The following is a 14460-nucleotide window of genomic DNA, read 5'->3' on the forward strand; positions in this document are numbered from 1 at the left end:
GCAAAGTCGCTGGATTCCCGCTATTGGATTCCCGCCAAAAGCATGCGGGAACGACGACTACGGACGCGATTCATCATGCTCCGCGCCACATCGGCAATACCGTCCGTTACGGATCGCCCACCGTCAACGTGTGATATTGCCCGGTCAGCCACAGCGGCAGCTGGTCGACATAGTTCGGGCTGCCGAGCACGGCGCTGTTGCCGCCCGGAATCACTTCGAACGCATTGATCGGCAGCGACATCTCGCCGACGAAACGGCGGCCCGGCGCGGTCGCGCCGCTGAACATGAAGTCGTTGACGCCGCTGACGCGCAACGTGCCGCCGCCCGGACTGACCGTTTCCCAACCGCTGTCGCGCGACAGGCCCGGCAGGTTCGCCGCGAGATCGGTGAACGGATACGGGTTCGGCCCCGGAATGTTGAACGGGCCACCGAGCGGATGTTCGAGCACGAAGCGGTGCAGCAGGCCCCAATGGTAATCGGCGGGATCGGTCGAATTGCCGAACGCCGGCGCGAACGCATCGCTCGACGCCTGCACCAGCGCGTCCTTCAGGCTCTTGAGCAGCACGTAGTCACGCGCCGAAGCCGCGTCGGGCGCCCCGCTGACCGCGAAGAAGTTCACCCCCGACGCGCCCTTGCCGCCGAGCACCGGGAACGCGTCGAGCAGGAATTTCACGCTCGTCCACGCATCCTCGTCGCCGGGCAGGTAGCTGCCGAGGCCGAGGCCGGTCAGCGTCTTGTCCTCGATGTTCTTGATCGCGTTGCTGCGCCACAGGTAATACAGCGTTGCGGCGACGCTCGCGTCCTGCTCGTTCTGGCTCGGCGCGGACAGCGCGAACGGATTGTCGCCCGCGTCGTAACCCTGCTGGATGCCGGTCGGCGTGGTCAGGTTCCATGCGCCGAGGCGCGCGATCGCGTTGGAAACCGCCGGATCGTTCGCGAGCTGGCTCAACTGTCCCCACGTGCTGCCCTGCGCGTTGTCGAACGCGGCGAGCAGATGCGGCAGCACCAGTTCCGCGTCGGCCGGCTGGTTGTTGAGCTGCACGGTCTTGATGTCGTCCGGCGTGATCTTCTTGCCCGAAGCGATCAACGCCGACAACAGCTTGCTGATGCGCGTCACGCGATACACGCTGTAGTTGTAGTTGAGATAGTAGATGCCGCCGCCCGGCCGCTGCATGCCGAGCGGATTGTTGTTGGCGAGGATGCCGATCGGGTCGTTGTTGGCGTTGGCGAAGAAGCCGGCCGACGGGTTGATCACGTGCGGCATTTCCAAGGCCGGCATGATCTCGAACGGCGTCGCCTGGTTCGGCTGCGGATGCTGCACGGGCAACCAGTCGTGGTGCAGCTTGCCGGAGCCGTCGCGGATCAGCCACGGCGGAATGCCGCCGCCCGGCGCGCCTTCCTGCAGGTCCTGGCGGATCGGGTTCTCGGCGCTCGTGAAGTAGGCGATGTTGCCCGCGGTGTCGGCATAGGCGAAGTTCTGCGAGCCGAAATCGAACCAGGTCAGCGCGTTCTGGAAATCGGCGAGGTTGTTGGCGCGGTTGATCAGCTTGAACGCCTTCAGCTCCATCGTCGGGCCGAAGCCGGTGTAGGCAATCGACAAACCCGAACTGCCGCTGATCTGCGCGACCGGACCGTTGTTCCGGCGCGGCACGATGACGGTCACGCCACCGTTGGTCGGGCCGATCGAATCGTCGCGCACGAGATTGTCGGGCTGGTCCGCCGTCATCTGGTTGACGTAATAGCTCTGGAACTGCCAAATCACGGGCTCGGCCACGCCGTTGTGCACGATCGCGGTCGGCAGGCCGACGGCGTTGAGCTGGAACGTCTCCTGGAAGAAATCGGTCACGCCCATCGGATTGACCGTCGAGCCCCAACAGACGTTCGTCGTGCAACCCTGGATGATGCCCGGCGCACCCGGCACGCTGACGCCGCTCGCGTTGAGCGGTTGCGCGTACGCCGGATCGTTCGAGGTGATGCGCATCTCCATGAAGATCGGCGGCAGCGCAAGCGTGAGATGCGGGTCATTGGCGATGATCGGCTTGCCCGACGCGGTCACGCTGCCGGACACGGCGAATTCGTTGCTGCCTTCGCGCCCGGCGCGCGAGCGCAGCGTCGGCGCGATCAGCGGATGATTCGCCACCTTGCCCAGCCAGCCCTGGGCGAGCGCCACCGTCTGTGCGGAAATCGGCGCCGTCTGCGCGACCGACGAGAACGGCGTCGCCGCCTGCGTCATGCTGGCAGCGGCGCTCGGCTGGAATCCCGGAATCGTCACCGTCGAATCCGGCGGCGCGAAGCGGTGCGTGTCGCCGAAGTACAGCGTCGCGGCGTCGACCCCGGTCGCCGCCGCGGCCTGCTGGTAGGCAGCGAAATTGATCGTGTTCTGCACCTTCGAGGAGTCGAACGAAAGCTGGTAGGCCAATCCCTTGCCGATGGCGATCGTGTCGATCGGCAGCCACGGGTCGGCCTTGCTCAGGCTCAGCGCACCGTACTCCGGCGGCAGCGAGGACGTCGTCTTCAGCCAGTAGTTGACGCCATTTGCATAAGCCTGCAGCCAGCCGCGCGTGTCGTCGTCCATCGCCTGCCAGCTCGCGAGCGCGGCGCAGGCCGAGCGTGCGCGACTGGATGTCGTTCGCGAGCGCGGCCTGGCCGACGAGTTCGGCGAGCGTACCGCTGATCGCGCGGCGATTGAAATCCATCTCGAAGAAGCGTGCCTTGGCTTGCGCGTAGCCCTGCAGAAAGGCAGCGTCGTCGTCCGTCGCCGCGACGATGGTCGGCATGCCGAGCGCGTCGTAGTCGAGCGTGCCGGGCGCCGTCATGCCGGGCGCGGAGATCGTGTCCGCCACGGCGATGCCGCAGAATCCACAAGTGGAAAAAGCAAGAAATACAGAACGCGCAAGAACGCGCCGGACACGCGATGCCGCCATGCCCCCTCCCGTTGATGTTTTCGTGGCGCCGAAACGAACGTTTGACCCGCAGTATGCGCCGAGCACGTTGCGGCGGAAAGCCGCATGGCGAAATTTCGATCTTGCAGCGCCGCAAAACGCCGCGGCATGCGGAAGTTTCGTCCGCGCTCAGCCGTGCGGCCTGCGCAGGCAGGCCGTCGCCGCCGCCAGCCAGCCAACGATCAGCGCAACACCGCCGAACGGGGTAATCGCGCCGAGGACGTGCGGCGCACCGAGCGCGAGCGCATAGAGACTGCCGCAGAACAACAGGATGCCGAGGGCGAACGCGTATGCGCCTGCGCGCCGCCAGCGCGACACGGGCAACGGCGCCACGGCCAAGGCGAACAAGGCGAGCGCATGCCAGAGCTGGTATTCGACCGCAGTGTGCCAGATGCGTAGCGCCGGATCGTCGAGCATGCCACGCAAGGCGTGCGCGCCGAACGCACCGAACGCCACGCCGAGCGCACCGAGCAATGCGCCCATGGCGGCGAATCCGCGCAGCACGGAACGCTACCCCTGGATCGCGGAAGTCGACGACGGCTTGGGCAGGATCGGCAGCGCGGGCTTGCCGCCTTTCGCACCCGCGGCCCGCTTCGTCTCCAACGGCTTGAGCAGGTCGTCGAGGTTCTTGTGGAAGTTCGAGAACGCGTATTGCGGGATGATGTAGGTCCAGCCCCGCAGCTTCTTGTTCAAATCCTCGGCGACCTTGTTCGCAGCAGCGATGCGGTCGGCGCGATCCTTGGCCGGATCGGCGAGCGAGGCCGGCTTGGGTACGCCCGCTTCGGCCTTGGCGATCGCCGCATCGTCGCCTTTCGCTTCGACCACCTTGCGCTTGGCGGCGGCGACGGCGGTGTCGTAGGCGACCTTGTCCCTCGCCTGCGCCGCGGCGATGTCGGCATCGCGTTGCGCTTCATCGACGGACGCGGCGAACTGCACATAGGGCTTGCCGTCGAACTCCCAGGCCGTCACTTCGACGACGAGTCCGTCGAAGCCGAGATAGCGCGCCTTGTCGGGTTTGTCGGCCGTCGGCGCGTCCTTCGCCGCGACCACGTCATCCGCGCGCAGGTTCGAGAGGCCCGCGGCGAGGCCGTTCGCCACGAACTCCGAAGCCGGTTCCCTGCCCTTCGGCAGGTCGGCGACCTTGAAGTTGCCGTCGCTCGCCTGCTCCTTGTAGACGCGCAGGGTCTTGCCGTCGTGGCCGGTCAGGCGAACTTCCTTGATCTTCGCCGCGTCGATATCGAACAGATCCTTGCTGATCCACGCTGCGGGATTCTTGTCCGCCAGCAGGTTGCCGCTCGCGAGCAGGCTTTGCGCCTCGCCTTCGCGGCGCACGAAGGTGCCGCCGCCGCCCTGGCCGTTGAACAGGCCGACGATCAGCTTCGGCGCATCCTTCGGGCCGCCCGGCGCGACGAGTATACTTTTCGCGTTCGGGTCGACCGGGTCTTCGACGCCGAGTTCCGCGTAGCGTTTCGGATTCGCCGTCTTCGTGTCGAGCACCCTGGCGTCGGCAAGCTTGTAGAGATATTCGCGCAGCTTGGCCACGTCGGCCGGATAGTTCGCGCGCTCGGCCACCTGCCAGGCTTCGCCGCCGCGCCTGAGCGTGACGAGTGGCTTGCCGCCCGCGCCGCCGATCGCGAGGGCATCGACCTGGTTGAGATCGTCGCGAAATCCCGGCAACAGCGGCTTGTCCTTCGCCGCCTCCTCGCTGACCGGTGCGTCGGCCGAGTTGATCCAGATCGCCGCGCCAAGCGCAACCACGGCGGCGACGGCAAGTGCGGACAGGGTCTTCGTGTTCATGTCGTCGTCCCGGCTCAGGCTGCGCGGCGCCGGCGCTTCAGCCAGGCGAACCCCAGTGCGAACAAGGTGATCAAGAGCGGCATCAAGCCGATGTCGATGAGCTTCAAGCGCGTGCCGAGCGCATCGATACGATCGTCGAGCGTGCGGCGCACGCCGCGCAATTCCTTGCGGATCGCGATCTTCTGATCCTGGAACTTGGTCAACTCGGCCTTCTGTTCGGGCGAGAGGATCATCTCGTTTTCCTTGCTCTTGCCGCTTTGCAGTTCGGTGAGCTTGCGTTCGGTGTCGGACAGGCGCTGTTGCAGTTCGCGTTCCTTGTCGCGGAAGCTTTCCTCGGCGGCGCGGCGCATGTTGTCGACCGTGGTGAACGGGCGTTGCGAGGTGGCGCGGCCGCGGATCGAGATCAGGTCGGACGAACCGCTGAGGTTGTCGACCGCATTGACGACGAAGTCGCCGTTGTTGGCGAACGCGTTCATGAGCTGCTGGCCGAAGAATGCCTGTACCTGCACCCACAGACGATTGCTCAGCAAGTCCGTGTCGGCGACGAGGATGATCTGGCCGCCGTCCTTGGACTCGGCCAGGTGGCCCGCGTCGTTGCGTTCGGGGAAGGCGCTCGCGAACTTGCCTTCGAGGCGGCCGGCGACGACGAACGGCTGATTGCCGTCGGGCTTGTAGTCGGCGAGCAACTGGCTCGGGTCGGGCATGAACTTGAGCCGATCGGCCGCCACCGTCATTGCGTCCGCGCTGGTCTGGATCAGCGGCGTGAGCTTGTTCTTCGAATCCTTGGCGAGCTGGAAGAAGCCCGCGGTGGAGACGTTGATGCTCTGCAACTGCGCCGTCGTGATGTCGGTGGGATTCAAGTCGCGCTGGTTGAAACCGAGGATCGCCGGATGGCGGATCGGCTGGCCCTGCGGCGAAGAGACCTGCAGCGCGTGTTCGCGGTCGAGCACGATCTTCTTCGGGTCGTAGTCGATGCCCCAGGCCTTGAACAGCTTCGGCAAATCGGAGGAATGGTCGGCCAGCATCGCCGCCTGCGGGTTGTTCGGGTCGGCGCCCGAGTCGTCGCTCTCGGCGAGCGGATCGACGAACACGATCAAGTGCCCGCCGCGCATCACGAACTGGTCGATGGCGTACTGCGCGTCCTCCGCCAAATCCTTCGGCTGCACGACGACGAGCACGTTGATGTCCTTGTCGATCGCCTTGACCGACGCGGCCGTCAGCGTGCGCACGTCGAACAGCTGCTCGAGTTGCGAGACGATCGCCCAGGGCTGGCGCATCTGCCGCGTCTGCGGATCGAAGCCCGCGCCGATCGGCAGGCCCGAGATCAGGCCGACCGCGGGCTTCTTCGCCATCGACAGCTCGTGGATCATCTTGGCGATGTCGTACTCGAGGAAGGTCTCCTTGCGCGGATCGGCGATCGGCATCACCGACTTGCCGTTGGTCGAATTCGTGCCGACGATGCCGAGAAACAGGTTGGTGCCGCCCTGCCCCCACGGCAGCGGCTGCAGGCCGAGCGTGGTCGCGCGGTCTTCGTCGTCGGAAAACGGCAGCGGGTCTATCGTGGTCACGCGCAGTTTGCCGCCGGCGCGCGCGGCCATCTCGGCGAGCATCTCGCGCACGCGCGGCGCATAGTTGCGCAGTGCGGTGGCGTCGGGGTTCGCGCTTTCGGCGCCGGCCTTGTCGGAAAAGTACAAGGTGAGATTCACCGGCTCCTCGATCGAGCCGAGGATGTTGTTCGTGCCTTGCGACAAGGTATACAAATGGTTCTGGGTCAGGTCGAGGCGCGCGCCGCGGAACAGCGCGTTGCTGACCAAGATCACGGCGACGAACAACACGGCGAGAATCGCCAGGGCGCCTACCGTCATTAGCTTGCGATTTCCCATGTCAGTCGGCCTTCTTGAGATCGATCACCACCGCGCTCGCGTACAGCCAGAACGCGATCGTCAGCGCGAAGTAGACGAGGTCGCGCAGATCGATCACGCCCTTGGCAATCGCGGCGAAGTGGGAGAGGAAGCTCAGCCCCGAGATCGCGTCGACCAGGCCCTGCGGCGCCCATCCGCTGAAGAAATTCAGCACGAGCGGGAATCCCGCGAGCAGGAACAGGAAGCACACGACCACGGTCAGGATGAACGCGACAACCTGGTTGCGCGTGCACGCCGAGATGCAGGAACCGATCGCGAGGAACGCCCCGGCCATCAGGAAACTGCCGAGATAGCTCGCGAAGATCACGCCGTTGTCGGGCGAGCCGAGATAGTTGACCGTGATCCAGACCGGGAACGTCAGCGCGAGCGCGATGCCGATGAACGCCCATGCGGCGAGGAACTTGCCGACCACGGCCTGCCACATCGTGATCGGCAGCGTCAGCAGCAGTTCGATCGTGCCGCTCTTGCGCTCCTCCGACCACAAGCGCATGCCGACCGCCGGCACGAGGAACAGGTACAGCCACGGATGGAAGTTGAAGAACGGCAGCAGGTCGGCTTGGCCGCGCTCGTAAAAACCGCCGACGTAGAACGTGAACGCACCCGCGAGCAGCAGGAAGATCACGATGAACACGTAGGCGACCGGCGTCGCGAAATAGCTCGCGAGTTCGCGCTTGAACACGGTAATGATGTTGTTCATGCGAATGCTCTCCGCGGCTCCGTCGCGTCTTCGCCGAGATCGCCGTGGGTGATCGTGCGGAACACTTCGTCCATGCGCCCGGATTCGAGTTGCAGTTCGCTGACCGGAATGCCCTGCGACTTCAGCAATTCGCTGATCGGACCGAAGATCTGCCGGCCCGGCTTCGGTATCGCCGTGAGGCGCTGGGTGACCTTGTCGTACTCGACCGCGGCGACGTCGGCGACGCGCGAAATCACGTCCTTCGCGCCCGACAGGTTGCTCGTCGTCAGGGAAACGGCCTGGTGGTAGCGCGAACGCGCTTCGAGCTCGGCCGGCGTCGCATCGGCGAGGATTTTTCCGCGCGCGATGATCACGGCACGCGTGCACACGGCCTGCACTTCCTCGAGGATGTGGGTGGAAACGACGATGGTCTTGTCCCTGGCCATCGTGTTGATCAGGTTGCGCACCTCGAACTTCTGGTTCGGATCGAGGCCGTCGGTGGGTTCGTCGAGGATCAGCACGGCCGGATCGTGGACGATGGCCTGGGCCAAGCCGACGCGGCGCTTGAAGCCCTTCGACAGCGTGTCTATCGGCTGTTCGAGCACGCTGTGCAGGTGCAGGCGCTCGACCACCTCCTCGACGCGCTGCGCAAGCCGCGCGCCACGCAAGCCGCGCGCCTCGGCGACGAAATGCAGGAACTGTCTCGGCGTCATCTCGCCGTAGCTCGGCGCGCCTTCGGGCAGGTAACCCGTCGTGCGCTTGGCCGCAAGCGCGTCGTCGACGACGTCGTGGCCGCAGACGCTGGCGCTGCCGGAGGTCGGAGTCAGGAAGCCGGCGATCATCTTCATTGTCGTCGACTTGCCGGCGCCGTTGGGGCCGAGAAAGCCGAGCACCTGGCCGGGTTCCACCTTGAAGGTGATGCCGTCTACGGCGGCGAGATCGCCGTAACGTTTGCTCAATTGCCGGGTTTCGATCATGCGCGAAAGTCCCAAAGTGGTAGCTGTATTTCCCCGAGAAGCCGCAGCCAGCGCGGGTACGGCCGCGAGACAAATACCGCAGCGGCACGAAAAAGTTCCGCCGGCGATGCAATCGGCGCAAACGAAACGGCGCGGACGGGGGTTCGCCCCGCCCGCGCCGCATTGTGGTTCCGCTTACTGCTGCACCGTGACCGGCAGCGATACCGTGAAGGACTGCTGGTCCTCGGCTGCGTGCTCGTCGGTCGTGGTCAACTCATCGTAGAAGCGGCCGGGGCCGGTGCCGCTGTCATCGAAGACGTAGCCGTGGGTCAGCGCATAGGACTTGAGCAGCAGGCGCGTCAGTGGCAGTTGCGCCGGCGAGCCGGTGAACGAAGTGGTCAGCACCTTGCCGGCGTAGGTGGTGCCGATCTTGACCGGCGTGGTCGGCTCGGCGGGTTGCTCGGTCTCGGCAGCGGCGGCCTTGCCTTTCGCGGGAGCCTTGGGCGGCTCGCCGAGCGTGATGCCGTCGGTCTTGTCGACCGGCACGGCGACGTCGAAATCGTAATTCTCGTCTCCCCAGTTCGAGGTGAGCGTGATGCGCGGGCCGGTCTGTTCGAGCTTGTTGCGCTTGATCTCGGCATTGATCGCGGTCAGCGCCTTGTCGGTCGCGTCGGCGACTTCGTCGAGCGAGCGCTTGGCCGTGGTCGACACGTAGAGGATCGGGCGCGCGGTCACGTCCTTGAGCTCGAAGGTCGTGTCCTTGTAGTCGACGTTCGGCACCGTGGCGAGGTACTTCTCGAGATCCTCCAGGTGCAACTGGATCAGCGTCGAGGGCTCGCCGCCGACGTAGAGGCCGGAATAGCGCGCGAGCAGATCCCAGCCGTAGTCGACGTCGTAGCCGAGCGTGACCTTGACCGTCTTGCCGTTCTCGGCGGGTTCGAGGTCCCAGGTGAGGGTCTTGCCGGTGCCCTTCCAGTTGTTGTCGATCGCCCAGCGCACCTGCTTGTCCTGCACGGGATCGGGAATGATCGTGTAGGAGCCGATGCCGAGCTTGCTGTCGGCGGAACCGGTCCAGGTGAGCTTTGCGCCGGAGCCGCTCTCCGGACCCTGGAAGTCGAAACGCACCTTCGCATCGAAAGCGCGCAGCGGGGCCGGCCACGAGGGATAGGTGCGGTAGCCGTCCAGCACGTCGTAGATCTGGCGTACCGGGGCGGAATACACCTTCGCCTTGTCGATGTGTCGGTGACTGGGCAGCACGACCGCGAACACCACCGCAAGGACGGCGACGATGATGAGGGCAACGAAAATCTCAAGCAGGCGAACCATCCTAACCTCTCTCCAGTATGGAACCGACAAGCCGCGTCATGTCCCCGGCGCGACTGCCCGGAAGGACCCGGGCACGCAGTACCGAGGATCGGAAGCCTCCCCAGCCGCCTGCGTCCAGCCCGAGCGCTATCCGAATGTTACTTCCAAATTCCGGCAATGGCTACGGCAGCTGCAATAAATAAATCGTCGCCCGGTCAGACGATGCCGATCTCGAAAGCCTTGAGGACCGCCCGGGTGCGGTCGCGCACGCCGAGCTTGGACAGGATGTTGGAAACGTGGTTCTTGACCGTGCCCTCGGCCACGGCCAGCGAATTGGCGATTTCCTTGTTGCTGTAGCCGCCGGCCATCAGGCGCAGGATTTCGGTCTCGCGGTCGGTCAGCGGATCGGGCTGCTCGAGGCTGGTGAAATCGTTCTGCATGCGTTCCAGCCCCGAAAGCAGGCGCTGGGTGACCACGGGCGCGACCAATGAGCCGCCGCCGGCGACGGTCTTCACCGCATCGACGAGCTGTTCGAGCGAGACGTCCTTGAGCAGATAGCCGCGCGCGCCGGCCTTGAGCCCGGCAAGCACGAGCTGGTCGTCGTCGAACGTGGTCAGGATGATCGTTGGCGGCAGCGCGTTCTTCGCGGCGAGCGCGTTGAGCACGTCTAGCCCGGACATGCCCGGCATGCGCATGTCGAGCAGGACCACGTTGGGCCTGGCCTGCGGGATGACCGCGACGGCCTGCGCGCCGTCGCCGGCCTCGGCGATCACCGAGATGTCGTCGGACAATTCGAGCAGCGAGCGGATGCCCTGCCGCACCAGGGTCTGGTCGTCGACCAAGCATACGCCGATCTTGTCCGGCGGCGTCTTCGTGGTCATCGCGCGGCCTCCAGCGGCAGCCACGCATCCAGCGCGAAGCCGCGGTCGAGTTGGGTGTCGACGTTCAGGCGCCCGCCGACCTGGGCCAGTCGCTCGCGCATGCCGGTGAGGCCGTTGCCCTGCTCGAACGCGGCGGCGCCGCGGCCGTCGTCGCGCGCGTGGATCGCCAGTTCGTTGGCCTCGGTGCGCTCGCAGCGCAGCCACAGGTTGGCCGCGCCCGCGTGCTTGACCGTGTTGGTGATGATCTCCTGTGCGCAGCGCAGCAGCACCTGCGCGCGCTGCGGGTCGTCCACGGCGAAGCGCGGCGGCAGGTCGAGATGAATGGTCAGGCCCGGCACGCCGTCCACCAGCGTCTTCAATGCCGCCGAGAGGTCGATCGTATCGCCCTCGCGCAAGTGGCTGACCACCTCGCGCACGTCGGACAGCAGCAGCCTGGCCACCGTCTGCGCCTGGCGTACGTGTTCCTGCGCCGTGCCGTGGACGAGGTGACTGGCGACTTCGAGGTTGAGGCTCAGCGCCGTGAGGTGATGGCCGACGAGATCGTGCAGCTCGCGCGAGATGCGCATGCGCTCGCTCATGCGGCTGGATTCGGTCAACAGCGTGCGCGTCGCGCGCAGTTCGGAGTTGAGACGGCGCAGTTCCTCGCGCGAATCGGCCTGCTGCTTGGCCACGAGCGAGGTGGCATACGTGAACGCGGAAAACCCGACGTAGATCGCGCACTGCATGAACGCGTCGACCCAGGTGTAATTGGACTCGCGCGCGAACACCGGAAACAGCGAGAAGCACTGCAGCAGCACCCAGACGAGGCCCGGCCAGAACGGCAGCGTCCACGGCACCACGCCGGCGATGACGAGGAACAGGATCGCCGAAATGCCGCTGTGGCTGAACCAGCCGATCGCGAACGCCGCCAGGTTCATGCCGACCAACAGCGGCACGCGCTCCAGGTGCCGCTCGCGGCGCCCCAGCCCGCGCGTCGCCAGCCAGTACACGACGCCGAAAAGCACGTAGGCCACGCACCAGCCGATGTGGTCGGGCGAACCCGTCTCCACGCCCTCGGCGCGCCACGAACTGCTCAGCAACGGCAGGCCGGTGCACAGATACGTGAACAACCCCGCGTAGCGCAACAGCAGGATATGGTTGAACAGCGGCACCTTCATGCCGCCATCATAGAACCGAACCCCCGCTTGGCAACATGCTGGAAGTCAGTGGGCGCAGAGGGTGCGTTTCGCGCGGCCTCGCTTCCCTCACGATCCTTTAACGAAAAAGACCGCGCTCCGTCATGGCCGGTCGCGGACGCGCATGCGATAATGTCCGCCGATCACGCGCCCCGCCGCGCGCCCCGCTTACGGAGCACGTCCGCATGAGCCTCACCATTCGCGACGTTCGCGAGCACGAACTGGATTCGATCCTCGCGCTCAACAACGCCGCAGGCAACACGATATTGCCGCTGGATTCCGCCGGCGTGCGCAAATTCTTCGAGGAAGCCGCCTATTTCCGCGTCGCCGAAGCCGAGGACCACCTTGCCGGATTCCTCATCGGCCTGCGCGAGAACGCCGATTACGGCAGCGACAACTTCCTCTGGTTCCGCGAACGCTACCCGCAGTTCCTCTACATCGACCGCATCGTCATCGCGCGCCCGTACCGCGGCCTCGGCCTCGGCCGCATCTTCTACGCCGACGTGACCAGCTTCGCCGAAGTGCGCGTGCCGCTGCTGGCCTGCGAGGTCTTCCTCGAACCGCGCGACGACGTCGCCGTGCTGTTCCACGGCACCTACGGCTTCCGCGAAGTCGGGCAACAGAACATGGCGACCGTCACGCGCCGCGTATCGCTGCTCGCCAAGGAACTGTGCAGCTTCGAATTCGTGCGCCGGCAATATCTCGACGACGCCGGCGCACTGCCGAACCAGCCGTGGCTCGCCGAACGCGTGCACGGCCTGCGCGCGCCGCAGGCGCGCATCGCCTGAACGCAACGGACGCGATTTCTTCATGCGAGCAACAGCAGCAGCCGTCGAGCCCATCCTCGAACTGAAATTCGGCCAGGTCGGCATCGCCAACCTGCGCCTCAACGTCAACGATGCCGAGGCGCTGCGCGCCGAAATCGAGCAGAAGGTCTCCGCCGCGCCACAGTTGTTCGGACGCGCGCCGGTCATCCTCGACCTGAGCCGTCTGCCGCAACTGCCGAACGCCGTCGAGGCGCAGGCGCTGCTCGACGCGATCCGTGCGGCGGGCATGTTGCCCGTCGCGCTTTCCTACAGCACGACCGAGAACGAAGCGCTCGCCAAGGAACTCGGCCTGCCATTGCTCGCCAAGTTCCGCACGGTCTACGAGAGGCAGAACGCGGACGAGACCGTCGCCAACATCGCCCCTGCAACGAGCCGGCCGAAGCCCGTCGCGAAGACGACCGAGGAGGCACCGCCCCCCGCTCCGCGCCCCTCGTCCCTGTTCCAGGACAAGGCCGTGCGTTCGGGCCAGCAGGTGTATGCGCGCGGCCGCGATCTGATCGTCAACGCGACGGTCGGCAACGGCGCCGAGGTGATCGCCGACGGCTCCATCCACGTATACGGCCGCCTCTGCGGTCGCGCGCTCGCGGGCGCGCAGGGCGACGCGACGGCGCGCATCTACTGCATGGATTTCCAGGCCGAACTCGTTTCGATCGCCGGCCGCTACCGCGTGTTCGAAGACCTGCCGAAGCAACTGCGCGGCAAGTCCGTGCAGGCATGGCTCGACGGAGAGAAACTGCTGGTCGAAGCGCTCGCGCCGTGACGAATCGCATCACCGCCTCGTCATTGCACCAGTTCCTGCCGGAATGACGGCGTTCTGTATTTGTATAAAAATGGAGATTCCAAGTTGACCGAGAATATCGTGGTGACATCCGGCAAGGGCGGCGTCGGCAAGACGACGACGAGCGCCTCCATTGCCGTGGGCCTGGCCAAGCGCGGCAAGAAGGTCGCGGTGATCGATTTCGACGTCGGCCTGCGCAACCTCGACCTGATCATGGGCTGCGAGCGGCGCGTGGTCTACGACTTCGTCAACGTCATCCACAACGAATGCACGCTCAAGCAGGCGCTGATCAAGGACAAGCGCTACGAGACTCTCTACGTGCTCGCCGCCTCGCAGACGCGCGACAAGGACGCGCTGACCCAGGACGGCGTACAGCGCGTGCTCGACGAACTCGCCGCCGACGGCTTCGACTACGTCGTCTGCGATTCGCCGGCCGGCATCGAGAAAGGCGCTTTCCTCGCCATGTATTTCGCCGACCGCGCGATCGTCGTGGTCAACCCGGAAGTCTCCTCGGTGCGCGACTCGGACCGCATCCTCGGCCTGCTCGCCTCGAAGACGCGCCGCGCCGAGAACGGCAGCGGCAAGGTGCAGGAGCATCTGCTGCTCACGCGTTACAACCCGGTGCGCGTCGCCTCGGGCGACATGATGAGCATCGGCGACGTCGAGGAGATCCTCGGCATCAAGGTCGTCGGCGTGATTCCCGAATCCGAAGGCGTGCTCGCCGCGTCGAACTCGGGCGTGCCGGTGATCCTCGACGAAACCTCGAACGCGGGCCAGGCCTACGAGGACGCCGTCGCCCGCCTGCTCGGCGACGAGCGCGCGATGCGCTTCACCGAAGCGCCGAAGAAGGGCTTCTTCCAGCGCGTGTTCGGAGGCTAGCCATGGGCATCTTCGATTTCCTGCGCAAAGGTCCGCAGAACACCGCCTCGCTGGCGAAGAACCGCCTGACGATCCTGATCCAGGAAGAACGCGACCGCAGCGGCCGCGGTGCACCCGACTACCTGCCGCTGCTGCGCCGCGAACTGCTCGAGGTGATCCGCAAGTTCGTCAACGTCGACGCCAACGCGATCGATGTGAAGACGCACAAGGACGGCGACCACGACGTACTCGAGCTGGTGATCGCGCTGCCCGACAAGGCCTAGGAATCTGCGCCTGCCGCACCGCTTGCGCGACGACCGCCGACGCGGCAACGAGGGCGTGC

12 protein-coding genes and 1 pseudogene are annotated in these 14460 nt (G+C 65.8%); 4 read left to right on the plus strand and 9 right to left on the minus strand.

All coding sequences use genetic code 11. The annotated features are described in order from the left end of the window. Nucleotides 1–106 precede the first annotated feature (106 nt). The 9 genes and pseudogenes from QM741_RS17470 to QM741_RS17510 form a co-directional block, all read right to left on the minus strand. Nucleotides 107–2924: pseudogene (locus QM741_RS17470) on the minus strand (penicillin acylase family protein). 147 nt (nucleotides 2925–3071) lie between these two features. Beyond that, nucleotides 3072–3425 carry a DUF423 domain-containing protein gene (locus tag QM741_RS17475; RefSeq protein WP_415208907.1) on the minus strand — a complete coding sequence of 118 codons (354 nt, stop codon included), beginning with the start codon at nucleotides 3423–3425 and terminating at the stop codon, nucleotides 3072–3074. A gap of 27 nt (nucleotides 3426–3452) precedes the next feature. Beyond that, nucleotides 3453–4739, minus strand: a complete 1287-nt coding sequence (locus QM741_RS17480; RefSeq protein WP_415208908.1) for a DUF4340 domain-containing protein — start codon at nucleotides 4737–4739, stop codon at nucleotides 3453–3455. Nucleotides 4740–4753: 14 nt separating this feature from the next. Continuing rightward, on the minus strand, nucleotides 4754–6604 hold the full coding sequence (locus QM741_RS17485) for a Gldg family protein (protein ID WP_415208909.1): 1851 nt from the start codon (nucleotides 6602–6604) through the stop codon (nucleotides 4754–4756). A gap of 19 nt (nucleotides 6605–6623) precedes the next feature. Beyond that, complete coding sequence (locus QM741_RS17490) at nucleotides 6624–7358, minus strand: ABC transporter permease subunit (protein ID WP_415208910.1); 735 nt, start codon at nucleotides 7356–7358, stop codon at nucleotides 6624–6626. Then, a complete protein-coding gene (locus QM741_RS17495) occupies nucleotides 7355–8314 on the minus strand; it encodes an ABC transporter ATP-binding protein (protein WP_415208911.1) in 960 nt (319 codons plus the stop codon). Before QM741_RS17495 ends, QM741_RS17490 begins: the two co-directional genes overlap by 4 nt. Nucleotides 8315–8488: 174 nt before the next feature. Continuing rightward, nucleotides 8489–9619 carry a hypothetical protein gene (locus QM741_RS17500; RefSeq protein ID WP_415208912.1) on the minus strand — a complete coding sequence of 377 codons (1131 nt, stop codon included), beginning with the start codon at nucleotides 9617–9619 and terminating at the stop codon, nucleotides 8489–8491. Between the two features lie 194 nt (nucleotides 9620–9813). Then, on the minus strand, nucleotides 9814–10479 hold the full coding sequence (locus tag QM741_RS17505) for a response regulator (RefSeq protein ID WP_415208913.1): 666 nt from the start codon (nucleotides 10477–10479) through the stop codon (nucleotides 9814–9816). Next, nucleotides 10476–11636: a sensor histidine kinase gene (locus QM741_RS17510; protein ID WP_415208914.1), complete on the minus strand. Its 1161-nt coding sequence runs from the start codon at nucleotides 11634–11636 to the stop codon at nucleotides 10476–10478. The genes QM741_RS17505 and QM741_RS17510 overlap by 4 nt, the downstream gene beginning before the upstream one ends. A gap of 203 nt (nucleotides 11637–11839) precedes the next feature. Here QM741_RS17510 and QM741_RS17515 point away from each other — a divergent pair, with 203 nt between their 5' ends. The 4 genes from QM741_RS17515 to minE all read left to right on the plus strand — a co-directional run bounded on the left by QM741_RS17515 (nucleotide 11840) and on the right by minE (nucleotide 14401). Then, on the plus strand, nucleotides 11840–12442 hold the full coding sequence (locus QM741_RS17515) for a GNAT family N-acetyltransferase (protein ID WP_415208915.1): 603 nt from the start codon (nucleotides 11840–11842) through the stop codon (nucleotides 12440–12442). Nucleotides 12443–12464: 22 nt separating this feature from the next. After that, entirely contained in the window at nucleotides 12465–13241 is a 777-nt protein-coding gene (minC, locus tag QM741_RS17520) for a septum site-determining protein MinC (RefSeq protein ID WP_415208916.1), read from the plus strand. Between the two features lie 84 nt (nucleotides 13242–13325). Then, the gene (gene minD, locus QM741_RS17525; RefSeq protein ID WP_415208917.1) at nucleotides 13326–14138 is read left to right on the plus strand and encodes a septum site-determining protein MinD; all 813 of its coding nucleotides are present in this window, start codon (nucleotides 13326–13328) and stop codon (nucleotides 14136–14138) included. A gap of 2 nt (nucleotides 14139–14140) precedes the next feature. Continuing rightward, nucleotides 14141–14401, plus strand: a complete 261-nt coding sequence (gene minE, locus QM741_RS17530) for a cell division topological specificity factor MinE (protein ID WP_415208918.1) — start codon at nucleotides 14141–14143, stop codon at nucleotides 14399–14401. Nucleotides 14402–14460: the final 59 nt, after the last annotated feature.

The organism is Rudaea sp. (genome assembly GCF_047601565.1).
GTDB lineage: Bacteria > Pseudomonadota > Gammaproteobacteria > Xanthomonadales > Rhodanobacteraceae > Rudaea.

What these genes read in the sequence shown, in the direction of transcription:
- QM741_RS17480 (WP_415208908.1), bottom strand. Translation starts at nt 4,739, where the DNA reads ATGAACACGAAGACCCTGTCCGCACTTGCCGTCGCCGCCGTGGTTGCG.
- QM741_RS17475 (WP_415208907.1), bottom strand. Translation starts at nt 3,425, where the DNA reads ATGGGCGCATTGCTCGGTGCGCTCGGCGTGGCGTTCGGTGCGTTCGGC.
- QM741_RS17500 (WP_415208912.1), bottom strand. Translation starts at nt 9,619, where the DNA reads ATGGTTCGCCTGCTTGAGATTTTCGTTGCCCTCATCATCGTCGCCGTC.
- minC (WP_415208916.1), top strand. Translation starts at nt 12,465, where the DNA reads ATGCGAGCAACAGCAGCAGCCGTCGAGCCCATCCTCGAACTGAAATTC.
- QM741_RS17505 (WP_415208913.1), bottom strand. Translation starts at nt 10,479, where the DNA reads ATGACCACGAAGACGCCGCCGGACAAGATCGGCGTATGCTTGGTCGAC.
- QM741_RS17515 (WP_415208915.1), top strand. Translation starts at nt 11,840, where the DNA reads ATGAGCCTCACCATTCGCGACGTTCGCGAGCACGAACTGGATTCGATC.
- QM741_RS17510 (WP_415208914.1), bottom strand. Translation starts at nt 11,636, where the DNA reads ATGAAGGTGCCGCTGTTCAACCATATCCTGCTGTTGCGCTACGCGGGG.
- minE (WP_415208918.1), top strand. Translation starts at nt 14,141, where the DNA reads ATGGGCATCTTCGATTTCCTGCGCAAAGGTCCGCAGAACACCGCCTCG.
- QM741_RS17485 (WP_415208909.1), bottom strand. Translation starts at nt 6,604, where the DNA reads ATGACGGTAGGCGCCCTGGCGATTCTCGCCGTGTTGTTCGTCGCCGTG.
- QM741_RS17490 (WP_415208910.1), bottom strand. Translation starts at nt 7,358, where the DNA reads ATGAACAACATCATTACCGTGTTCAAGCGCGAACTCGCGAGCTATTTC.
- QM741_RS17495 (WP_415208911.1), bottom strand. Translation starts at nt 8,314, where the DNA reads ATGATCGAAACCCGGCAATTGAGCAAACGTTACGGCGATCTCGCCGCC.